Source organism: Pseudomonas chaetocerotis, assembly GCF_015712105.2.
Taxonomy (GTDB): domain Bacteria; phylum Pseudomonadota; class Gammaproteobacteria; order Pseudomonadales; family Pseudomonadaceae; genus Aquipseudomonas; species Aquipseudomonas chaetocerotis.
This window is the reverse complement of the sequence record NZ_JACFYX020000007.1, coordinates 20,670-38,718: the sequence shown is the minus strand read 5'-3', so window position 1 is coordinate 38,718 and position 18,049 is coordinate 20,670. Positions and strand designations below refer to the sequence as shown.

At 62.6% G+C, this 18,049-nt stretch carries 30 protein-coding genes; 13 read left to right on the top strand and 17 right to left on the bottom strand.

The window, feature by feature from the left end:
- Positions 1-21: 21 nt before the first annotated feature.
- The 6 genes from H3221_RS13610 to H3221_RS13585 all read right to left on the bottom strand — a co-directional run bounded on the left by H3221_RS13610 (position 22) and on the right by H3221_RS13585 (position 3,224).
- Positions 22-729, bottom strand: coding sequence for a hypothetical protein (locus tag H3221_RS13610; protein WP_196474982.1), 708 nt, complete (start codon positions 727-729; stop codon positions 22-24).
- Complete coding sequence (locus H3221_RS13605; RefSeq protein WP_196474981.1) at positions 722-976, bottom strand: hypothetical protein; 255 nt, start codon at positions 974-976, stop codon at positions 722-724. Before H3221_RS13605 ends, H3221_RS13610 begins: the two co-directional genes overlap by 8 nt.
- Before the next feature lie 172 nt (positions 977-1,148).
- The gene (locus tag H3221_RS13600; protein ID WP_196474980.1) at positions 1,149-1,463 is read right to left on the bottom strand and encodes a hypothetical protein; all 315 of its coding nucleotides are present in this window, start codon (positions 1,461-1,463) and stop codon (positions 1,149-1,151) included.
- Positions 1,460-2,506, bottom strand: a complete 1,047-nt coding sequence (locus tag H3221_RS13595) for a hypothetical protein (RefSeq protein WP_196474979.1) — start codon at positions 2,504-2,506, stop codon at positions 1,460-1,462. The genes H3221_RS13600 and H3221_RS13595 overlap by 4 nt, the downstream gene beginning before the upstream one ends.
- Positions 2,507-2,606: 100 nt before the next feature.
- Entirely contained in the window at positions 2,607-3,011 is a 405-nt protein-coding gene (locus H3221_RS13590; RefSeq protein WP_196474978.1) for a DUF1937 family protein, read from the bottom strand.
- Positions 3,012-3,014: 3 nt separating this feature from the next.
- A complete protein-coding gene (locus tag H3221_RS13585) occupies positions 3,015-3,224 on the bottom strand; it encodes a hypothetical protein (protein WP_196474977.1) in 210 nt (69 codons plus the stop codon).
- A gap of 175 nt (positions 3,225-3,399) precedes the next feature.
- On the opposite strand from H3221_RS13585, the gene H3221_RS13580 reads away from it, so the two are divergent.
- Entirely contained in the window at positions 3,400-3,648 is a 249-nt protein-coding gene (locus tag H3221_RS13580) for a hypothetical protein (RefSeq protein ID WP_196474976.1), read from the top strand.
- Between the two features lie 2 nt (positions 3,649-3,650).
- Here H3221_RS13580 and H3221_RS13575 read toward each other — a convergent pair whose 3' ends face one another.
- The 9 genes from H3221_RS13575 to H3221_RS13535 form a co-directional block, all read right to left on the bottom strand.
- Complete coding sequence (locus tag H3221_RS13575) at positions 3,651-4,112, bottom strand: hypothetical protein (RefSeq protein ID WP_196474975.1); 462 nt, start codon at positions 4,110-4,112, stop codon at positions 3,651-3,653.
- A complete protein-coding gene (locus H3221_RS13570) occupies positions 4,109-5,788 on the bottom strand; it encodes a DNA cytosine methyltransferase (RefSeq protein ID WP_196474974.1) in 1,680 nt (559 codons plus the stop codon). Before H3221_RS13570 ends, H3221_RS13575 begins: the two co-directional genes overlap by 4 nt.
- The gene (locus H3221_RS13565; protein WP_196474973.1) at positions 5,785-6,135 is read right to left on the bottom strand and encodes a hypothetical protein; all 351 of its coding nucleotides are present in this window, start codon (positions 6,133-6,135) and stop codon (positions 5,785-5,787) included. The genes H3221_RS13570 and H3221_RS13565 overlap by 4 nt, the downstream gene beginning before the upstream one ends.
- A gap of 59 nt (positions 6,136-6,194) precedes the next feature.
- The gene (locus tag H3221_RS13560) at positions 6,195-6,509 is read right to left on the bottom strand and encodes a hypothetical protein (RefSeq protein WP_196474972.1); all 315 of its coding nucleotides are present in this window, start codon (positions 6,507-6,509) and stop codon (positions 6,195-6,197) included.
- Complete coding sequence (locus tag H3221_RS13555) at positions 6,484-6,945, bottom strand: hypothetical protein (RefSeq protein ID WP_196474971.1); 462 nt, start codon at positions 6,943-6,945, stop codon at positions 6,484-6,486. Before H3221_RS13555 ends, H3221_RS13560 begins: the two co-directional genes overlap by 26 nt.
- A 10-nt stretch (positions 6,946-6,955) precedes the next feature.
- Positions 6,956-7,219 (bottom strand): hypothetical protein, encoded by a 264-nt coding sequence (locus H3221_RS13550; protein ID WP_196474970.1) that lies wholly within the window; start codon positions 7,217-7,219, stop codon positions 6,956-6,958.
- 240 nt (positions 7,220-7,459) lie between these two features.
- Positions 7,460-7,816: a hypothetical protein gene (locus H3221_RS13545; RefSeq protein WP_196474969.1), complete on the bottom strand. Its 357-nt coding sequence runs from the start codon at positions 7,814-7,816 to the stop codon at positions 7,460-7,462.
- A 39-nt stretch (positions 7,817-7,855) separates the two neighbouring features.
- Positions 7,856-8,869: a nucleoid-associated protein YejK gene (yejK, locus tag H3221_RS13540; protein WP_196474968.1), complete on the bottom strand. Its 1,014-nt coding sequence runs from the start codon at positions 8,867-8,869 to the stop codon at positions 7,856-7,858.
- Between the two features lie 21 nt (positions 8,870-8,890).
- On the bottom strand, positions 8,891-9,244 hold the full coding sequence (locus H3221_RS13535) for an Acb2/Tad1 domain-containing protein (protein WP_196474967.1): 354 nt from the start codon (positions 9,242-9,244) through the stop codon (positions 8,891-8,893).
- A gap of 344 nt (positions 9,245-9,588) precedes the next feature.
- On the opposite strand from H3221_RS13535, the gene H3221_RS13530 reads away from it, so the two are divergent.
- Together H3221_RS13530 and H3221_RS13525 are read left to right on the top strand one after the other, a co-directional pair.
- Positions 9,589-9,960: a hypothetical protein gene (locus H3221_RS13530; RefSeq protein WP_196474966.1), complete on the top strand. Its 372-nt coding sequence runs from the start codon at positions 9,589-9,591 to the stop codon at positions 9,958-9,960.
- A gap of 388 nt (positions 9,961-10,348) precedes the next feature.
- Positions 10,349-10,663, top strand: a complete 315-nt coding sequence (locus H3221_RS13525) for a DUF1654 domain-containing protein (protein ID WP_196474965.1) — start codon at positions 10,349-10,351, stop codon at positions 10,661-10,663.
- Positions 10,664-10,728: 65 nt separating this feature from the next.
- Here the strand turns inward: H3221_RS13525 and H3221_RS13520 are convergent, their stop codons facing one another.
- Both H3221_RS13520 and H3221_RS13515 read right to left on the bottom strand, forming a co-directional pair.
- The gene (locus H3221_RS13520) at positions 10,729-11,307 is read right to left on the bottom strand and encodes a hypothetical protein (protein WP_196474964.1); all 579 of its coding nucleotides are present in this window, start codon (positions 11,305-11,307) and stop codon (positions 10,729-10,731) included.
- A 233-nt stretch (positions 11,308-11,540) separates the two neighbouring features.
- Positions 11,541-12,458, bottom strand: coding sequence for a LexA family transcriptional regulator (locus H3221_RS13515; protein WP_196474963.1), 918 nt, complete (start codon positions 12,456-12,458; stop codon positions 11,541-11,543).
- 108 nt (positions 12,459-12,566) lie between these two features.
- Between H3221_RS13515 and H3221_RS13510 the strand changes: the two genes are divergently transcribed.
- The 10 genes from H3221_RS13510 (at position 12,567) to H3221_RS25680 (ending at position 18,025) form a co-directional block, all read left to right on the top strand.
- Positions 12,567-12,770, top strand: a complete 204-nt coding sequence (locus H3221_RS13510; protein WP_196474962.1) for a Cro/CI family transcriptional regulator — start codon at positions 12,567-12,569, stop codon at positions 12,768-12,770.
- A gap of 53 nt (positions 12,771-12,823) precedes the next feature.
- Complete coding sequence (locus H3221_RS13505) at positions 12,824-13,447, top strand: hypothetical protein (protein WP_196474961.1); 624 nt, start codon at positions 12,824-12,826, stop codon at positions 13,445-13,447.
- Between the two features lie 119 nt (positions 13,448-13,566).
- Positions 13,567-14,316: a phage antirepressor KilAC domain-containing protein gene (locus tag H3221_RS13500; protein ID WP_224490602.1), complete on the top strand. Its 750-nt coding sequence runs from the start codon at positions 13,567-13,569 to the stop codon at positions 14,314-14,316.
- Entirely contained in the window at positions 14,306-15,064 is a 759-nt protein-coding gene (locus H3221_RS13495) for a DnaT-like ssDNA-binding domain-containing protein (RefSeq protein WP_196474960.1), read from the top strand. Before H3221_RS13500 ends, H3221_RS13495 begins: the two co-directional genes overlap by 11 nt.
- Positions 15,061-15,732, top strand: coding sequence for a replication protein P (locus H3221_RS13490; RefSeq protein ID WP_196474959.1), 672 nt, complete (start codon positions 15,061-15,063; stop codon positions 15,730-15,732). Before H3221_RS13495 ends, H3221_RS13490 begins: the two co-directional genes overlap by 4 nt.
- Positions 15,729-16,259 (top strand): hypothetical protein, encoded by a 531-nt coding sequence (locus H3221_RS13485; RefSeq protein ID WP_196474958.1) that lies wholly within the window; start codon positions 15,729-15,731, stop codon positions 16,257-16,259. The genes H3221_RS13490 and H3221_RS13485 overlap by 4 nt, the downstream gene beginning before the upstream one ends.
- Positions 16,256-16,405, top strand: a complete 150-nt coding sequence (locus H3221_RS13480) for a hypothetical protein (protein ID WP_196474957.1) — start codon at positions 16,256-16,258, stop codon at positions 16,403-16,405. The genes H3221_RS13485 and H3221_RS13480 overlap by 4 nt, the downstream gene beginning before the upstream one ends.
- Entirely contained in the window at positions 16,393-16,833 is a 441-nt protein-coding gene (locus H3221_RS13475) for a dATP/dGTP diphosphohydrolase domain-containing protein (protein WP_196474956.1), read from the top strand. Before H3221_RS13480 ends, H3221_RS13475 begins: the two co-directional genes overlap by 13 nt.
- Positions 16,830-17,072, top strand: coding sequence for a hypothetical protein (locus H3221_RS13470; protein WP_196474955.1), 243 nt, complete (start codon positions 16,830-16,832; stop codon positions 17,070-17,072). The genes H3221_RS13475 and H3221_RS13470 overlap by 4 nt, the downstream gene beginning before the upstream one ends.
- Positions 17,072-18,025, top strand: coding sequence for a tyrosine-type recombinase/integrase (locus H3221_RS25680; protein WP_196474954.1), 954 nt, complete (start codon positions 17,072-17,074; stop codon positions 18,023-18,025). The genes H3221_RS13470 and H3221_RS25680 overlap by 1 nt, the downstream gene beginning before the upstream one ends.
- Positions 18,026-18,049: the final 24 nt, after the last annotated feature.

Sequence of the window (18,049 nt, the reverse complement as noted above, 5' to 3'; positions counted from 1 at the left end):
AAGGGGATGGGGTGGGGTAGATCAGGCCTGGCGTTGCGCCTGGCGATGTGCGGCCAGTTCGTGCCGCAGGTTGTGCCGTGCGCGCTTCACGTCATAGTCATGGGCGCCAGAGTCCAGCGCATTGAGATAGGCGCTTGCCGCCTCAATCAGCGACCGCACGTCCGGGCCTGGCTGCTGGTCTGAATCGCCACCCTTGAGCACGTCGAGGATGTCGCGCAGGTAACCTGTGGCCACGCTCGGCTGCGCACCTGCGCACTCGACCATTCGCTGCACCAGCGCGGTTGCGGTGTTCAGACGACAGACCGCCTCCTGCCGCTCTCCCTGCTCGGCCATTTTCGCGGAGTGACGCAAATGGTCTGGCACTTCCGGCGCCTGGGTGGCGGTGAGGAAGGCGGTGATCTTCCAGCCAAGGGCAGAGTACTTCTCGCCCTCAACTTGGGTTTCTGCAAGATCATGCGCCAAACTCACTGTGTCGCGGCACTCACGCAGCAATCCCCGCGCCGACTCCAGCTCGGCGGCGAGTTGATCCGCCAGCTCGTTTGCGACCTGCGCACACGTTTTGTTGTGGTCGCACGCAGATTGCAACCGCCCATTTTCAGCCCGCAGCGCCTCGGCCTCTGCGTGCAGGGCGTCGTAGTCGGTGGCCTCCACATAGGTGCCAGGGCCAACAGGGTGCGTGTGCTGTTCAGCAAACTCGCTCAAGCTGTACCGCTTCACTTGCTCACTCATCTTGACCTCCTGCTGCGCAGGCAGCCTCATTACGCCGGAAGTAAGCCGCCATATCGCCCATCTGCTCGATGATGGCGGCCTCGTTCACCGCATGCGCGGCGATGATTTCGGTTTTGCGTTTCAGGCACAGCCGGCAATCGACGTGAGCCCAGTTGCTGCTGGACTCGCTCCGTTCGCCGAGCCAGGTTCCGCATGGCGCCTGTTCAGCCTCGTAACTGTCCGGGTATGGGTCGAAGTGCGTCGCCATCACACCTCTCCTTCTTCTGTGGCAGCGGAGGGGCGGTCGTCGGCGTCCTTCAGCTCTTCGTCTTCATCCATGCAGCGCCCTGCGCTCCACCCGCAAATCCAACAGTCATTGCCGCCGAGCGAACCCAGGTAAACCCCGCAGCTTGTGTTCTGGCAGTACAAATATCGCCCGCTCATACCTTCCCACCCTCCGCATGGCTGTCCTTTATTTCCCCGGCCAAATATTCACGGCCTTTGTCGGTGATCGAGTACCCGTAGTCGGCCATCCGGATCAGGCGCTCGTCGTGCATGCCGCGGACGGTTCGGCTGATGCACAACGCTGCGCCTTGAGGGGTTCGAAACTTGAAATCTGGAAATGCGTTGTAGGCCATGGATGACATACTCAGGCCACGGACGGGCGGCATAAGCGCCTGAAGAATGCGCAGGCGCTGGACTGCTACCGGCACGGAAGGCTTACCGTGCTGGCGCTCACTGGTCGTCAGCTTCATGCTTCACCCCGCCCATGGCTGGCCAGAAGGGCGCGGTGCAGGCATTCGATATCGTGCTGAGCGTCCCGTATCGCGTGGAAAATTGCCGTACTGCTTCCGGTGGCGACCAGCTTCGCGTCTAGCTTCTGCCACTGCTCGCGGGTTTTATTGAGCACCGGCACGCTCACACCCTGCGCGGACTGCTGGGCGGAAAGGGCGGCGCGAAGCTGCTCAATCTCGCGACCCATTGCGGCAACGATCAGAGCGTCAGGCCAGTAACCCGGCTCGCTCTTCGGGTTCTCGCGAAGTATTTGATCGCGCCACGACTCCACAGCCGATCCAGCAGCCGGCAGGGAGGGGGCTTGCGTTGGCAGCGCATTCCAGATTGCGTCAGTCAGGTAATCGCACTCGTTGATGCCGTCCGATACCGGCTGGCCGTCAGCGGTCATGGCATCAATCAGCGGGTAGCCGTCGCCGTCCTGATCTACGATTGTCGTCAGTCGGTAATTGCGCAGCGTGTCGTGGATGATCTGCCACCACTCTTGCGGCAGGCACTGCACCTGCTCAGCCTTGACGGTTGGGGCGTCATCGGCAAAAGCGCGCAGCTCTTTGACGAAATCGTGCTCAATCTCAGGATCAAACGAGGCGAACCCCTCGTCCATGCCCATGCACACACGGGCATTAAGGCAGTATTCGACCATGCCGCGTAGGGTGGACATTGCTTCGGCTGACATTGCAGGCACGCCAGCAACTGACAAGGATTCCTTGACGGTTGGGGCGGCGGCGAGCATGGCGTGCCAACTGCGGAAAAGTGTCGAGCGATTCAGCGTGTACACGTTACCGGCGTCACGCATCTCGTCTGTAGGCTCAACCGGTACCAGCGCATAGCCATCCGGCACACCCACCGGCAGGCTGGCGAATTCCAGATCATTGACTTGGGAGTACAGAATGGCGAAATTGCCGCGCATTGCTTCGTTGCGATGCTGCCAGTATTTGCAGTGCTCTCCTATGAGCTCAAGAACCTTATCCTTAAACGCTCGGTCGCCCATCTTTATCTCGCTCATGTCGCACTCCAGATATTCGGGTTGTTCCAGGTGCACTGGACCGTGTTGTGGCTATTGCTCCCGCAGTAGCAGCAGCCGGTGACCAGGTGCAGGCGCATGGTTAGGCCTTGGCGGTGTGCAGGCGCGCGGCGCCGGCTTCGTTGGCGGAGAGCCATTCGATGAAGGCGCGGGCGCTGGGGAGAGTGTCGAGGGTGCGGAACACGGGGATGCGCAGAGCGTCGGCCCGCGCCATCTCGGCTTTGGTGCCGGCGCTGTTCTCCCAGCCTGGCACGAGCACGACGGCGTCGCAGCGCTCCATCATTTCCATGGTGCCGCGCAGCCAGAAGTCGTCCCCGAGGTCTGGCAGGTCGAGCTCCATGTGGGCGGTGTTGGCGTGGGGGATGACGGGGAACCAGCCCAGGGCCGCGGCGCTGATGCCGACCACGCGGGCGGCGTCGATGTTCTGGGCAATGGTGTCCCGAGTAGCCGCCCGGTAGGGGCCGGCCACGTAGATGAGTGGCTGCATGGTTTAGTCCTCGACGGTGTAGGTGGCCGGGCCTTTTTCGCCCTGGTCGGAGTCGTTGGCGATGGTGATGAGCTGGCGCGCGATCGAGCGGAGCTGGAAGGCGGTGCAGTAACCGCTGATGGTGATGAGCGGTGTTTCCCCGGTGATGGAGATAACCGGGATGCGCCATACCTGGTGCTCCGGGCTATGCCAGGTGTTCAGGGTGAGGGGCATGGCGCTGGCTCCTGTATCGGTTTGCAGCGCAGGCAATGGCATACGGCAACGCGCAGGCCAGTGGTGCGGCAGTAGGTGGGTGCGTTCATGGGTGGTGACCTATTGGGATGACGGGCGGCGGTGACGGGCGTCGCGATGCATGGAAGAATACTGTTTTTATATACAGTAAATTGCCATGAGCTACCGACTACCTGACTTTCGCCCGGTGACGCAGGGAGAGCTGCGCCGGATATGGGCTGAACATCCTGAGATGCGCCGGCTGGTTCTCGAGGTTGAGCGATACCGGCGGGTGCTGGCCGAGGTGGATAGCATCTACCGCAACGCGCATGAGGCTTGGCGCGCTAAAGGCGGCGGGCACCTGGTCGCGTTTCACCGCTTCAAGATCCTGTTGAGCGAAGAGCGCTACCGGGGTCGGGATGATTAGCGTCAGGCGCTTGCCCGTTGCGGGATGCCCCAGGCGCTGACTCGCTCGTAGATGCGGTGCGCGTGCTGCTCGTCGATGGTGATGCTGTCCGGCACCGCTATCCATGCGTGGCCGATAACGTGCTTCGGGTTGCAGGAGGCGATCACGTCTTGCACCGGCTGTTCGAACAGGTCGGGCAGTTTGGTGATGACGTGGATGCCGGCCAGTTCGTACTCTACGGATTTCGCCCAGCGCTCGGGACCGTTCTGGCAGATGGCAGAGATGTATACCGTCCAGTGGTGGGCGAAATCGCACAGGGCGTTGGCAACGGTGCGGCTGATGATCTGGCCCAGGTTGTTGTAATTGAGCATGACCTGCACCTCGGGCACGCTGGCGTCGACGATGCATGCGTGGTGCTGGCGCAGCAGGCCGCCCGCTGCGCGCTCCATGCGGGCGCGCATGTTGTTGGGCTTGCGGCGGCTCATCGGGCACGCTCCAACTCGCGCTGAATGCGCCGGCCGATCCATCGAACCACCGGGACGGCCTTGCTGTTGCCGATCGCTTTGTAGCGCGGGCCGTCCGGGCAATCCTCGGCGGGTTTGCCGCGCCAGGGGATCAGCGTGTAGTCGTCAGGGAAGCCCTGCAGGCGCTCGCACTCGCGCGGTGTGAGTCGGCGGACGGCGGAGCCATCCACCACGCCATTGTGTCGGCGAGGCCCGTTATTAGCGTCGAGGGTTGCGTGAGTTTCGCCGATACGCACACCAGACTGACTGGACTGAAAGGCAACAATGGGCTGGCCCCGGCCGGTACCGTCCTCGCTGCCATCGAAACCGTCGGCTTTCAGCGTGTGAGTGATATCGCCAGTGACGCACACTGCCACTTGGCCACCAGCATTGGCGTGGCTTTCGCCGTGGCCCATGGCGCGCAGAGTTGGCGATAGTTCGCTGGTCGCGTCGTTGCCGTAGTCCTTGCAGCTGAAGGCGATGCATGGAGTGCCTTGGCCAGCCTTGCCACCGCCAGTGGACAGCGCTCCGACTATCTGACCGTCACCATTCTCTAAGCGAACCTCTGCGCGGCTGTTTTCTGCGAAAGCCAGTATGGCGTTCTCCTGGCCATGGTTTCGGCCAAGAGCATGGGCAATATGTTCATCGACGCATGGATCTTGCGTGCCGTGCACTACCAGCAGGCCGCTTTCCGCATCCTGCTGTGTGGCGCTGCCGGCTGCTTTGCCGTTGGCCTGAAGCGTACCGGCGACGATGAATGTCTCGGTTTCTGCGTCCATCCGAGTTCCCCCAGGATGGGCGCTCAGCGCTGTGGCAACGTCAGTCTGCTGGCAATTTGCGCCGCCGCCGAATGCCACAGGGATAAACGTCTCCGAGTCCTCGCGGTGGCTGCTCTGCGCTTGAGCCCTGAGCGAGCCAGCAGTCAGGGGGATATCGTCGGTGCTGTATCCGCCGTTTCTGCGAGCGCCGCCAGCAATTGTGCCGGTAGGGTTTTCCCCCTCGCCTCGGCGCGGCGGATGATCCCGGCGCACGCCTTCGCGCTCAAAAAGTACCGCAGCGGGATCGAACCCTGCTCGAGCACTTGCGACAACGAACACACGGCGGCGTCGTTGGGCCAGGCCGAAATATTGGACATCCAGCACCCGCCATGCGGCTGATCGGCGGGGGCCATACACACAACCAGCGTCCGTCCATTTTCCCCCTGACGGCTGGAGCGCATCGGATTCGCCCACCAGGGCGCCGAGGAAGCAGCCGAACGCATTGCCTTTGTCGGAGAGGACACCGGGGACGTTTTCCCAGACGATGACGCACTCGTCGCCTGCTGGTCGAACATGGTCAACTGCATCTGCAAGCTCCACATATTTGATGGTTAGTTGGCCGCGAGGGTCGTCGAGGCCCGCGCGCATGCCGGCGACAGAGAACGCTTGGCAGGGCGTGCCGCCCACCAGCACCTCCGGCGCGGCGATACTGCCGGCCAGCACCTGGCGGGCCAGCTTGGTCATATCGCCCAGGTTGGATACCTCGGGCCAGCGGTACGCGAGCACCGCCGAGGGGAACGGCTCGATCTCTGCGAACCATTCCGCCCGCCAGCCCAGCGGATGCCAGGCGACAGTCGCGGCCTCGATGCCGCTGCAGATTGAGCCGTAGGTTATGGTCATGAGTTCAACCGCCTGCAATCGCCGCTGAAGTCGGCGTACTGATCTTCGATCTGCAGCGTGTGCTCGACGCTGAAGAATGGATTGCACTCGCTGCAGTGGCCGGCGATGCGAACGGCGAACGCCATCAGATTACCGGCGCCGTGGTCACGCTGGCAGTTCGGGCAGCGCACCAACTGCTCACAGCAGGCGTGTGCTTCGTGTTCTTCGTCGTGCACCTTCTTGCACTCTGGGCATCGCCATAGCTCGTAGATGCTCGGCATGCAGCATTCACGGGCGCCGTCTTCGTCGTCGTGTATTTCCCGACATTCGCCGCACTGCCAAAGCGGCGTTGCATTGAGCTTTTGCATGACTTTCTCCAGAACGAACGATCCCGTGCCGCTGCTGCGGCCGGTGTGGGTTGGGGTGGTTACTGCTCTTGCCGATCGAGGCGGCCGGCTTGTTCGGCGCCTTGCTGGTAGAGTTGACGCGCCACGGTTGGCGAGATGCGGATTTCGTGGCGCGGCGGTTGGAGTAGGGCGGCCGCCCGTTCGCGGCCGAGGGCGTGGACGTTGAGCCGCAGCGTTTGCAGGCACTCGGTGCGCTCGGTGTGTTCGCCCCATTCCATCAGTTCGGCCAGGATGGTGAGGATGCCCGGGCGGACGCGGTGGCGCAGTTCGACCTCGCCGGCTTTATTGCGCCGCTCAGCGGTGGCCTGGTCACGGTCCTTTTGGGTCTGAGCCATAGGGCACTCCAGGTTCTATGCCGTATTCCTTGCAGAGCTTGTACGTGTGTGAGTACGACAGCTCTGCCGCTGCGGCGAGTTCGTGCATGGTCGGGTTTGCGCCGGCCAGGCGCTTGAGGCGACCTGATGCGTTCTCGCGAGAGGGTGCGAACTCCAGGCCGTAGTCATCGCGCAACCGGGTGAGGACGCTACGACTGATACCGAGCTCCCTGGCTGCCTCATTGACGCGCAGGTGGGTGAAGGCGCAGGCCTTCTCGAGCAGCTCTGGTGTGCGTGACTCGCTGGCCGGCTGGTGGCAGCGCTTTGGCGGGATGAACTTCTCGCGCGCCTGCTGAATTGCGTAGCGGCGAGGGTGCTTTACCGGGTCCAACTCTGCGGCGCAGCCAAGGGCGGCCTGTTGTTCTGCGTGGCTGCTGTAGTGCGGGTTCTGGAGCATGCTGGCGCCCTCACTGTTGCAGGTGCAGGCCACGCTCAAGGTGGCTGGCCAACCAGCGCGCCTCGCGCATGGTGCGACGGAAGCCGAGCACCTTGCCGGTGTCGACGTCTACGACGCGGATCATGGCGTTGCCGCTGCATACCAGGTGGGTGGCGCGCGGTGCTGGCGCTGGCTGGCGGCGGCGAGCCTGGGCGGCCATGCGGGCCTGGCTGGTTTGGCGCATGGCGTCGATGAGCTCGGCGATAGCCTCGCGGGCTTTGGTGATTGCGTTCATGGTGGGCACCTGTGTTGGATGCGGGGTAGGGGTTGGCCTCTCTGTCGCCCGCGGCGAGGCCCGCCGCTTGCAGGGCTGCCGGCGTTCACCGGCCACCTGGCTACCGCTTTATTCACCCGTGCGCGCTTTGATCCGGGCGGCCTAGGAGCGCCTGATCTGCCGGCTGAGATGGACCGGCGCTAACGCATGGGCATACCTAAGCGGCATGGGCACCACCCGCCCGCCGGGTTTGCCCCAGGCTTAGCGGGTGGTGCTGGGTATCTGCTGTTGCATCAGCTTTCTGCGTGAACGATCAAACTCACGGTCGCGCTTCCGCTCCTCTGGGGATCTGGCCGGAAATCCAAACCAGACGCGCCGCTTGCCGGTGTAGCCGCATTCGTGGCAGCCGAAGCCGATATCGCCGCAACTGCAACCGCCTTCACAGCCGCAACTGCAGCCAGAGCAGCGCATGGTGCAGACGCCTTGCTCCTCCACCTCGCCTTCCTGGGTGATGTAGTAGTTCAGGCGACGATCAAGAGAGAAACCGGCCAAAGCCTCAGCCGCTTCATACGTTGAAACCTCGCAGTCATCGCCGTTGAACTTGAAGACGTTTGGCATACCGGGTTCTCCCAATGCTTAGCGGGTAGTGCGGGATAGTTACCGACTGGTGGCGTCGCGCTTCAGTTGATCAATCAGTTGGCGCGGCAAGTCTCGAATGACCAGTTGCGAGCGCCCTTGGTCAAACTCGACCTTGTTGCCTAGCAGATGCGCTTCAAAGCTGATCGACAGGCCTTCGGTGCGGGCGGTGAAGCGCTTGAAGTGGTTGAGGGTGCGCTTGTCCGCAGGAAACTCAGGCGACAGGCCGTAGTCCTTGCTGCGGATGTGGTCGAAGAAGGCCTTGGGCCGGTCTTCGTCAATCAGCCCAGACAGTTCTTCCAGGGAGATCGGTTCGCCCAGCTTGGATTGGCTGCTGGCGTAGCTCACCAAGGCGTTCGTCTTCTCGCGTGCCGCTTCCTCGGCCAGGTCCTCGCTTTCAACGAAGTCGCTGAACGCTTTGAGCAGGGTGCGGGTTTCGCCGGGGCCGTCGATGCCCTCCTGGCAGCCGATGAAGTCGCGGAACGCCAGGCCAGCGCGGCTCCCGCCTTTCGGCTTGATCAGCGAGATGTACTGCCGTGACGCCGGGTTGTTCTGCCATTCGCTGAGGTTGATGCGGGCGGCGAAGTGCAGCGTACCGGCGTCGACGTTGCGCACCACGCTGGCGCGCAGGTCGTCCTCGATGACCACCGACTCGGTTTCATGCAGCAGGGCGATGAACACGTAGTCAGTCATGCCCTGGGTGTAGTGAGCGATCAGCACCGGGGCGCCGGTGGCGAGGTTCGACTCGTCGAGCAGCCTCTTCAAGTGCTCCGTGGCGATGGTGGTGAATGCCGTGAAGTCGAGCTCACTCGCCAGGTACTCACGCAGCCAGCGGCTGAACGGATAGGCGCCGGACTCTTCATGAAAGAGACCCCAGACCTTGCCTTGCTTCGCGTTGTAGGTCTCATTCAGGCCCTGGTGCAGTGCCTCTTGGCCTGGTGTGGACACAAGGGGGGCAGCGGCGAGGTGCAGGATGGACGGCGAGCCATCGGGCTTCTTGTCTATGCGATGGATGATGCTGTGACGGATTGGCATTGGATGGCTCTCCCGTAGTAACTAGACGCCGGCCGGCTGTGCGACTGCGCGCACCAGGGCCATGATTCCGGTTTGGATGTCGGCCTTGCCGATCTCGGCCCAGCGCTGCGGCTCGGCCGCCTGGAAGCGGCGGAACTCGATGCACTCTGGCGTGGCGCCGGTGTGCACGGTTGCGGGATAGCCGTTGATCTCCTGGCCATCGACCGAGCGGCGGGCGGCTTCGCGCAGTGTTTCTCGATCGGTATCAAGACGGCCGTAGAGTTCTGCCTGCAGTTGCAGGAGGTTGGCGCCGGCTGCCTTGATGCGGTTCATCAGGTCGACTTCCTCCTGGTTCAGTTCGCGATAGCCAGAAATCTTGCGGTGTTGGTTTTCCATCGGTGTGCTCCTGGTTGGTTTCCCGTCTGGCCCTCGTTGGAAGGCCAGCCGGTGAAACCTGGTGCCGTTGCCGCTTGCCGATGGCAGCGCTGGCGTCATGTGTTTGGCCTTGGGCTTCCCTCGCAGCGCCTTCAATCGACATACGGCGCTGGTCGTGGGGTATCTGTGTTGCTCCGCGCTTGAGTGCAGCTCGGCGGCCCGGTGGGTAGTGGGCACGTATGCGCGGATTGCCGACCCGTGCTGTCGGCTGGGCTTAGTGGTGCATGGGCTGGATGCTCCTGATGTGTTTATTCATCGTGTTGGCCGGCGTAACATCCGGTGATCAACCATGGACGGGAGCCCTTATGGCCACCGATTGGGTTACCGAGCAGTTGCGCCTTGCATTCAAGAAGATCAATGCGAAGGCAGATATGGAATCGAAGAAGGCGAGTAAGAAGGAGCGTCGTAAGCTCGGTGTTAAGGACCGATCGAAGGCGATCGCACGCGCCGAACACGCCTCGGCCGAGCTGGCTAAAGCCATGAAAACCAGACCATGTAGCGAATGTGGCAAGCCAACCAAGGCTGACCCTGAGTTCTTCTTGAACCCAGTCATGTGCCAGCGCTGCAAAGATCAGTCGCAGGACATTGATCTGGGCATACATCCGCGCAAGCGCGATGACTTTTCGGAGATAACCGTCTTCAAGGGCGGATCGCCCGGCCTTGGAAAACGTAAGTAGCCAGGCCCGCTACTGGCGACGGCCTGGGTTATTCCTCTGCATGTCAATCAGCTCACCGCGCCGCCGATTACCGTTCGGCGCAGCTCGCTGATCGCGTTCCCAGCGCGATCCGAGATAGATACGGCGTCAACCAGGGAGGCTCCTGCCTATGGCTGCGCTAACTACCTTTCCCACGCGCTGGTTTGCATCATTCGTTGTTAAAGAGCGGTGGCCTTGCGGCCTGGCCGTCGTTTCCGGCGGCTTGTGGATTAAGTTAACCGCCGGTTTTCTTGTCGTCAATACCGGCGGTTAATTTAATTTTCGAATCGAGCCCTACCAAAGGAGGCTTGCTTGCTGGCTATGTGCTCGCTTACTGTATGGATATACAGCAAAGGAGAGGCGTAGACCGATGCCGAAAACCGAACAGAACACGCCGATGAACGCCATTGATCGCCTGGGCCTGCGGGTATCCGCCATGATTCAGGGCCCGATGGCGCAGCTAAACCGGCGGGTGAAGATCTTCCAGTTGGATACAGACCCGGACTACGCCTGGCAGGCGATTCTGGAACTGCTGCAGGAGACTGACGGGCTGAAACTGGAGCGCCATGAGGACGGCACGGTGACGGTCAGCTGGGATGCTGCTACGGATGGCGATGCGCGGATCGAGGGGGAGGAGGGGGACTTGATGCGGGTGGAGGTGAACTCGGCAGTGGCGCCGTTCTGAGCTTTCCGCTCAGGCGCGCTCGCCCTGGCAGTGGAAATGAAAAGCCCCGCGATTGCGGGGCTAATTTATGCGCATTGGGCTTTCTGGATGGGCTCAGGCTCTGCCTTGGATACATCCCAATGAATCCAGTGAGCGGTTAGCTTTACCCACCAGGGAAGCGGGATGTAGTAGATGCTTCGGTCCTCGTACTCGTACATCGATACGATGACTTCATTGCGAACCATGAGCTCAAGCGCCTCCATTGTTGGAGGCTCATCCGCTTCAATACGCCTTATGCAGGCCTTTAGCTCGTTAATTGAGCGCATCGGCATCAATGGATTCGCCTGCATCTTTTCTTCGATATCCAGGAAGCGGCGGCGAAGGTCGTTGTGGAGCCAGGCTCGCTGGGTAACACCAACGACAAGCTCAATCGCCGAGACCAAAGCAACTATCGCTGCCAGCAAGGCCGCAATCTTCTCAGAGTTCTCGACCATCGCTACGAAAAACGTAACTGCGGCCGCCGAGCCAAAAAACACGCCGACGAAAGAAGAGACCCTGCTCCAGCGGGTGAAGAAAGCAGACCGTCGCATGTGGTAGCGGATATTGCGCTGCACATAGAAGGTTAGCTTATGGAACTCGTCGTCTCTTAGGTCGGCGTCAGTCATCTAGGCGGTCTCGGTGGTACTGGCCTGCTTTCAGATATGGTGTTTGGACCAGTGCTGCCACTGTCCTGCCTTCCGCCATCCCTGAATGGTTTCGGCTGATCATTGTTTGGTGTCGGCCTGTTTGGCTGCGGCCTTGGTGGCTGGCGTTCTTTGTCGCTCATCAGCATAGCTCCTTTTATGTTGGCACTACAGGATTAGCGCTGCGCATCCATGCTGATCAACGGCGCGAGGCGCTAAAGCTTTTGTCCTTTCCAGACATAGAGAACGCGCGCATGAATGGTCACGTCGTCGACGCCCACCACGCGATCCTTATGCTTCTCGTTGTCGGAGATCATGTCGAAGTGATCGGCGTCTGCCTTTTGCAGGCGCTTGATGTAGAGCATGCCGTCCCAGGTGAGCACATAGACGCCGTCACCGTTGAACTCGGTGATGCCGCGGTCGACGATCACAGGGTCCTTGTCGTCGATGGTGCCGGCCATGGACTGGCCCCAGCCGGTGATGATGCTGAGGTTGGCGGGGGAGGTGTACTCCAGGCCGAGCTTCTCAAGCTGCAGGCCATTGACCACGACGTTGCGCACGAACTCGACATAGTCGGCCGGCACCTGGCCATGGCCCATCGAGGCGCGGACGTCGTATTGCGGGATGAGGATGTCACCGTCCTGCATGCGAGCAGCCCGGGAGAAGTTGCCAGGGATGACGTTGCCTGACTTCACCTCTGTCAGCGTTTCGCTGACGGCATCCAATAGGCGCTGCTGGGCTTGCTCGGTGAGGTTCTTGCCGTGCTTGCTGAGCATCTCCATAACCTTGGCAGCAGCGCCGTAGGTACCGCCCTGCTCGGAGACGGCCAATCCAGTCGACTCACTCTTGCTTTCCACAGCGATCGGCCCGGCCATCTGGGAGATCTCTTTAGCCAAGCGAGGGCTGAAGCGCTCAACCGGCTCTTCTATCAATCGTGCGAGCACTGCAGCGAACTTCGCGTTGAGCGGGTTGGTGCCGTTTAGGTACATGGCGACCGCTGCTGGCGAAATTTCCGCAGACTCGGCGAGCTTGGCCTGCGTGAGGCCAAGACTGTTTTTCTTCGAGATGAACAGGGCCTTCGCCGCTTCGCATTCTGCGCGCAGCTCCGGGGAGAGCTCTTTTTTCTTCGTCATGGCTCGCAATCTAAACCGGAGGTTAATTCTATTCCTCAACCGCCGGTGTTGATGTAATGCTAACCGGCGGTTAATATCTCAAGGAGGCAGTTACTTCGAGGCACAAAGATGAAGAGAACCAAGCTGGCGGATCTGGTTGCCGAGCGTGGCCAGGCCGCAATCGCCAAGGCTCTTGGTGTCAGCGCTCCAGCTATCGCTAAGGCGCTTACCGCGGAGCGAACCATTTTCGTTACCGAGCACGCTGACGGCACTTTCACTGCCGAGGAACTGCGCCCGTTTCCTTCGCAGCCTGGCAAGACGCAGGCGGCCTGAGCCGCACCCCAGTGGCTACCCCATGGCCACCACGATAAGAGGCAGAGCAGAACATGACTACGTCCAACACAGGACACCCCCCGCAAACCCGTGACCAGGTGCTGGTGGCGCATGCCGCCGGAATGATCGCGCGCACTTCCCTGAGTACTGCTGACTTCGCCCAGGCCCTGGCCGCCGAGCTGCATGCGCTGGCGCCGGTGAAGGCTGAGGCCGAAGGGGTGCCGAACTTCGCGGCCCTGGCGGAGGTGGGCGCTGCCGATCCGTTCATCAAGGCAACGGCCTCCTGGCTGAAGCGGGTGCAGCGCTGGCTTGCCGGTGATGTGGACCTGCCGTCCTGGCTGGAGGAGGGCTGGGTGCTGGCGCTGGCGCCTGATTGGCGCGAGGCCTGCGTGAATGAGCTGGCGGCACGTCACGGGCTGATCGGCGCGCGGGACCTCGGCCTGCAAGGTTGCCCGGTGACGGCGTTCGGGCAGCTGGTCAGCCGCCTGGGTGCTGCTGTGGAGGCGACGGGCACGGTGCTGGCCGATGGGCGCATCTGCGAGGCCGACCTTCCGGAGTTGCCGCGGATGATCGAGGCGCTGCTGGCGGTGGAAAGCCGCTCCTGCGAGCTGCGCCGCGCTGCGGAGAACGTGCTGGCGGCGGCGGGCAAGGCTCAGGCGCTGCGGGTGGTGAGCTGATTTTTCCGCGCATGCGCGGAATCAGGGGAAAGCGGCAACCCATTGTCAGGTAGCCGGGCACAAAAAAGCCGGGATTGCGGCCCGGCTTCTTCAACAACACCTTGAGAGGTGATCCGAGTATGAACCAACTGATTCAGTGCGACAAGGCGGTGACCATGTCGTCACGCGAAATCGCCAGCCTCACGGGCAAGCAGCACAAGGACGTCATCCGCGATGTGCGCGTGATGCGCCAGGCGCTGGAGAAAGATGGCGCAGATCTGCGCCATCTGGTCGAGCACAAAGATGGCCGAGGCTACACGGCCGAGTTCCTGCTGGACCGCACACTTACTGAAACGCTCTTGACCGGCTACAGCATTCCGCTGCGCCACCGAGTGATTGTGCGCTTGGCAGAACTGGAGCAGCGCGCAGCGCCTCCCGCGTTACCCCAGACCCTCCCCGAAGCCCTGCGCCTTGCGGCTGACCTGGCCGAGCAGAACAACCGCCTGCAGATGGTGGTGAGTGAGCAAGCACCGAAGGTGGAGGCGCTGGCGCGGATCGCCGAGGCCGGTGGTTCCATGTGCCTGACCGACGCTGCCAAGCACCTGGGCATCCAGCGTTGCCGCTTGATCGAGTGGATGCGCGAGAACCGCTGGATCTACCGTCGCGAGGGCAGCATGCGCCTGCTGGCGTATCAGCCGCGCCTGCAGGCCGGCCTTCTGGATCACAAGGTGTCAGTGGTCGAGCCACGAGTCGGAGAGACCCGTCTTGCCAGCCAGGTGCTGGTGACCGCCAAGGGCCTGGCCCTGCTGGCGCAGAAACTCAACGCCGCGCCACGTTTTGCGAGTGGTGAAAACGTGGCGCGCACTGAGGGTGGCAGCCATGGCCGGTGAGTGGATCAAGATGCGCACCAACCTGTGGGATGACCCGCGTGTGTCGCACCTGTGCGACCTGGTGGACCAGCCCGAGGCGATGGTGGTAGGCGCGCTGTACTGGCTGTGGTCGATGGCCGATGAGCATTCCGAGGATGGGCTGCTGCCTGGCCTGACGCTGCGTGCGATTGACCGCAAGACGGGCGTTGCCGGTATCGGTGCCGCCCTGGTGCAGATCGGCTGGTTGGCCGAGGTGGACGGCGGTGTCGAGGTGGTGAAGTTCGCCGAGCACAACGGCGCGTCCGCGAAACGGCGCTGTCAGGACGCACAGCGTAAAGCCTCTGTCCGCAGCGCGTCCGCTTCCGATGCGGACAAAAAGCCGACGGGCACCGGAGCTAGAGAAGAGAAGAGAAGAGAAGATCTAAAACCCTCTCACACTGCGCGCGATGACGCAGCGCCCGAGGGTGACCCGAAGCCGGCCGACCCTGACGCCCCGTTTGCGATGACGCTGGAGTGGGAGCCAGACCCTGGGCGACTCAAGACCCTGGCGTTTCGTGCTGGCTTGCCGCAGCAGGCCGTTGCTGATGCCCTGGGTGCGTTCGTGATTCACCATGAGGCCAAGGGGCTGGCGCTGACGGCGGCCGAGTGGCACGCCAAGTTGATCACGTGGGCGAAGAGTGACCATGTGCGGGGTGCGGCGCAGGGCGGGAAGGTGACGGCGTTGCGGCCTGACCAGAAGCCAGCCGGCCCCAGGGTGGTGAACGTATGAGCGCCCCTCGTAACGCTGGCCAGGTGGCTGCCAGCCTGAAACCGCAAGCCCCGATTTGCGCCCCTGCACCCCAGCAGGTGGTGGTGGATGAGACTACCGAGGCCTTCCTGGCCGACCTGATGCGGCGCCTGAAGGGCGACTTCACCGGCTGGCGCCAGGTTTGGCCGACCCAGCAGGAGGAGCATGCGTGGCAGGACGAGTTCCTGGGCGAGTGCATCCGCTCCGGCTTGCAGAACCAGGACTTGATCAACCACGCCATGCGCATCGCTGCGCGTGATCGCCGCCCGTGGCCGCCACCCGTGGGTGAGTTCGTGGCCTGGTGCCTTGCGCCCGAGGCGTTCGGCCTGCCGAGCGAGGAGAAGGCCTACAAGATCGCCATGCGCAACACGCACCCCGCTCAAGCGGGCATGGCGCGCTGGCCGCACCCGTCGCTGTACCACGCCGCGGTGGCCTGCGGTTACCTGGCCCTGCAGAACCTCGACCGCAAGCTGGGTTTCAAGCTGTTCAGCGACAAGTACCTGGAGCAGCGCCGACGGATGGCGCGCGGTGAAGAGCTGGCGCCGGCACCGGTTGCGGCTTTGCCTTCGCCGATGCGCAAGGGCGCGCCTGAGGTGGCCAATGCTCACCTGGCGAAGATTCGGGGGATGTTGGGGAGGATGCGGGGATGACGCCGAAGAAACGGGACATCCTAATTCGCGGGCAGACCGGAATCGCGCAGAAGGTCTACGAGTGTGTGCCGGTGCAGGAACCTTGGGCTTCGTTCCAGGTGCTGGCGGCGATGCGGAACATGACCGGTAGCACGCCTGACACGCGGATCGTTTCCGGCTGTTTGGCCAGCCTGGTCGATGCGGGACTCATCAAGAAAGTTGGCCGTGACCAATACCAGCGCATTGTCGTTGAGCGCCTCGATGCTGAGCCGAATTCGAAAACGAAGGACCCGCAGATGGCTGAAGCAGTTCAGAGCGTTGAACCCAAGCATGTCGAGCAGAAGCGCGGTGTTTCGCCGCTGGAGATGCTTAGCGATCTGGCAACCGAGATTGTCGGCATGGCCGAGCACATGAAGCGCCTCGCGGCGCGCGTAGAGGACGTCGCGTTGGCCGTGGAGCAGGAGCGCGAAGTAACTGCGAAGTCTGTCGAGCAGTACCGCCAGTTGAAAGCGTTGCTGAAGAACCTGCAAGGGGAGGTCGATCAGTGAGGCATTTGGTCGAGCTGGTACTGATCGTCTGGTGGGTGCATGGCGTCGCTGTCGCGCAGGGCTTTTGGATGACGGTTGGCTGCGTGTGCCTGCCGCCTATGGCGTTCGTGGTTTCGATGATGGAGGTGATCAAGTGGGCGAACTGAAAGAAACCAATCCGAAAGATGCGATCGGCAGCAAGAAGTTGCCCCTGCACCTGTGGCCAACCACCGCGACCGCCATGGGCTGCTTGGGCCTGATGGATGGTGCGATGAAGTATGGCCGCGCCAACTGGCGTAAGGCTGGTGTACGCGCATCGATCTACTTCGACGCGGCCAACCGTCATCTGGCCGCTTGGTTCGAGGGAGAAGAGGCCGACCCGGATAGTGGGTTGCCTCACCTGGCGCATGCGCTGGCGTGCCTGGCCATCATCGTCGATGCCGACGCCGCTGGGTTGCTAGTGGATGACCGGCAGACGAAGGGCGGCCACCGTGCGCTGATCAATGCTCTGACGCAGCATGTGCCGCGCCTGCAGGGCGTGCATGCAGACCGCTCGCCGAAGCATTTCACCATTGCGGATAACGAGCAGCCATGAACATCGGCTGGGTACCGAAGAAGGACCGCGACAACCGGGAGATTCCCGGCTGCTGGATCACGGATGCCGGCTACACCGTTGCGGAGTTCCTGGTTGATGACCAGCAGGTTTACACGGTCACCGCTCCCGGCGAGTCGGTGGCGATGGCCTACCGCTCAGGCCGTGACGGCGTGGTGCAGGCGATCACCGATCGCATGGCTGGGCTGGCTGTGGCGAAGTTCGAAGGGGAGGGCGCGTAGTGGCGAGCAAGAAGGCAGGCATGCGCTCGGTGGGCGAGGTGGTGGAGTGGTGGCTGTCGCGCATCGAGGGCGACCGCACGCGCAGCGAGAAGTATCGCGGCAGCATGGGTTCGCTGATGCGCCGGCATGTGATCCCGCGCGTGGGCAAGGTGCTGCTGCGCAAGCTGGATCGGGTACTGCTCGACGACAAGCTGGTTTTTCCGATGCATCAGGAGCTGGCCCCGCGCACGGTGCAGAAGGCACTGCAGGGCATGCGCCAGGCATTCCGTATGGCCGAGACACAGGGCCGCATTGAGTCAAACCCGCTGGCCGGCACCACCTTCCGCGACTTCTACAAGGGTAAGTTGCGGCCGAAGCCGGCGGCGCTGTCTCGCGTCGACCTGCAGGACCTGGTGCAACACCTGGTCGAGGTGTTCAACCGTGATCCGGCCAAGGGGATGCTGCCGCTGATGATGTTGGCGCACGGCACGCGCATCGCGGAGACGCTGGCGGCTCGCTGGTCGCATATCTCGCTGGACGAACGGGTGTGGGTGATCCCCGAGGCGAACACCAAGAGCCGGCGCGAGCATGTGCTTCCGCTGACAGCTCAGGTGCTGGGCCTGCTGGCCAAGTATCGGCAGGCGCTGCCCGATGCCCGCATGAAGGCGGCCTGGCTGTTCCCGGTGCGCGGCGGTGCTGCCGTGGCGCTCACCAGTGGGCATGCGCTGATGCGTGAAGTCAGCGGTCGGCAGTGGACAAGCCACGACCTGCGCAAGCTGATGCGATCGAGCCTGGCGGATATCGGCGTTGACCACATGGTTGGTGAGCTGCTGATCAACCACGCGCTGGGCGTGACCACTGAAACCTACCTGACCCGTGACGCGATGGAGCGTCGGCGCGAGGCGCTGGAGCGCTGGCATGCCCGTCTCGATGAGTGCGGTTTTGCGGGTGCGCACGGAGTGAAAACGGAATGAAGGTGGCTGTTCCTGCATTTCTGC

Excerpts from the sequence above, each read along its gene's own strand:
- H3221_RS13555 (WP_196474971.1), bottom strand. The coding sequence starts at position 6,945 with ATGCTCCAGAACCCGCACTACAGCAGCCACGCAGAACAACAGGCCGCC.
- H3221_RS13530 (WP_196474966.1), top strand. The coding sequence starts at position 9,589 with ATGGCCACCGATTGGGTTACCGAGCAGTTGCGCCTTGCATTCAAGAAG.
- H3221_RS13570 (WP_196474974.1), bottom strand. The coding sequence starts at position 5,788 with ATGACCATAACCTACGGCTCAATCTGCAGCGGCATCGAGGCCGCGACT.
- H3221_RS13600 (WP_196474980.1), bottom strand. The coding sequence starts at position 1,463 with ATGAAGCTGACGACCAGTGAGCGCCAGCACGGTAAGCCTTCCGTGCCG.
- H3221_RS13515 (WP_196474963.1), bottom strand. The coding sequence starts at position 12,458 with ATGACGAAGAAAAAAGAGCTCTCCCCGGAGCTGCGCGCAGAATGCGAA.
- H3221_RS13505 (WP_196474961.1), top strand. The coding sequence starts at position 12,824 with ATGACTACGTCCAACACAGGACACCCCCCGCAAACCCGTGACCAGGTG.
- H3221_RS13470 (WP_196474955.1), top strand. The coding sequence starts at position 16,830 with ATGAACATCGGCTGGGTACCGAAGAAGGACCGCGACAACCGGGAGATT.
- H3221_RS13520 (WP_196474964.1), bottom strand. The coding sequence starts at position 11,307 with ATGACTGACGCCGACCTAAGAGACGACGAGTTCCATAAGCTAACCTTC.
- H3221_RS13560 (WP_196474972.1), bottom strand. The coding sequence starts at position 6,509 with ATGGCTCAGACCCAAAAGGACCGTGACCAGGCCACCGCTGAGCGGCGC.
- H3221_RS13535 (WP_196474967.1), bottom strand. The coding sequence starts at position 9,244 with ATGGAAAACCAACACCGCAAGATTTCTGGCTATCGCGAACTGAACCAG.
- H3221_RS13580 (WP_196474976.1), top strand. The coding sequence starts at position 3,400 with ATGAGCTACCGACTACCTGACTTTCGCCCGGTGACGCAGGGAGAGCTG.
- H3221_RS13605 (WP_196474981.1), bottom strand. The coding sequence starts at position 976 with ATGGCGACGCACTTCGACCCATACCCGGACAGTTACGAGGCTGAACAG.
- H3221_RS13590 (WP_196474978.1), bottom strand. The coding sequence starts at position 3,011 with ATGCAGCCACTCATCTACGTGGCCGGCCCCTACCGGGCGGCTACTCGG.
- H3221_RS13610 (WP_196474982.1), bottom strand. The coding sequence starts at position 729 with ATGAGTGAGCAAGTGAAGCGGTACAGCTTGAGCGAGTTTGCTGAACAG.
- H3221_RS13510 (WP_196474962.1), top strand. The coding sequence starts at position 12,567 with ATGAAGAGAACCAAGCTGGCGGATCTGGTTGCCGAGCGTGGCCAGGCC.
- H3221_RS13550 (WP_196474970.1), bottom strand. The coding sequence starts at position 7,219 with ATGAACGCAATCACCAAAGCCCGCGAGGCTATCGCCGAGCTCATCGAC.
- H3221_RS13595 (WP_196474979.1), bottom strand. The coding sequence starts at position 2,506 with ATGAGCGAGATAAAGATGGGCGACCGAGCGTTTAAGGATAAGGTTCTT.
- H3221_RS13500 (WP_224490602.1), top strand. The coding sequence starts at position 13,567 with ATGAACCAACTGATTCAGTGCGACAAGGCGGTGACCATGTCGTCACGC.
- H3221_RS13545 (WP_196474969.1), bottom strand. The coding sequence starts at position 7,816 with ATGCCAAACGTCTTCAAGTTCAACGGCGATGACTGCGAGGTTTCAACG.
- H3221_RS13565 (WP_196474973.1), bottom strand. The coding sequence starts at position 6,135 with ATGCAAAAGCTCAATGCAACGCCGCTTTGGCAGTGCGGCGAATGTCGG.
- H3221_RS13490 (WP_196474959.1), top strand. The coding sequence starts at position 15,061 with ATGAGCGCCCCTCGTAACGCTGGCCAGGTGGCTGCCAGCCTGAAACCG.
- H3221_RS13575 (WP_196474975.1), bottom strand. The coding sequence starts at position 4,112 with ATGAGCCGCCGCAAGCCCAACAACATGCGCGCCCGCATGGAGCGCGCA.
- yejK (WP_196474968.1), bottom strand. The coding sequence starts at position 8,869 with ATGCCAATCCGTCACAGCATCATCCATCGCATAGACAAGAAGCCCGAT.
- H3221_RS13585 (WP_196474977.1), bottom strand. The coding sequence starts at position 3,224 with ATGCCCCTCACCCTGAACACCTGGCATAGCCCGGAGCACCAGGTATGG.
- H3221_RS13485 (WP_196474958.1), top strand. The coding sequence starts at position 15,729 with ATGACGCCGAAGAAACGGGACATCCTAATTCGCGGGCAGACCGGAATC.
- H3221_RS13525 (WP_196474965.1), top strand. The coding sequence starts at position 10,349 with ATGCCGAAAACCGAACAGAACACGCCGATGAACGCCATTGATCGCCTG.
- H3221_RS13495 (WP_196474960.1), top strand. The coding sequence starts at position 14,306 with ATGGCCGGTGAGTGGATCAAGATGCGCACCAACCTGTGGGATGACCCG.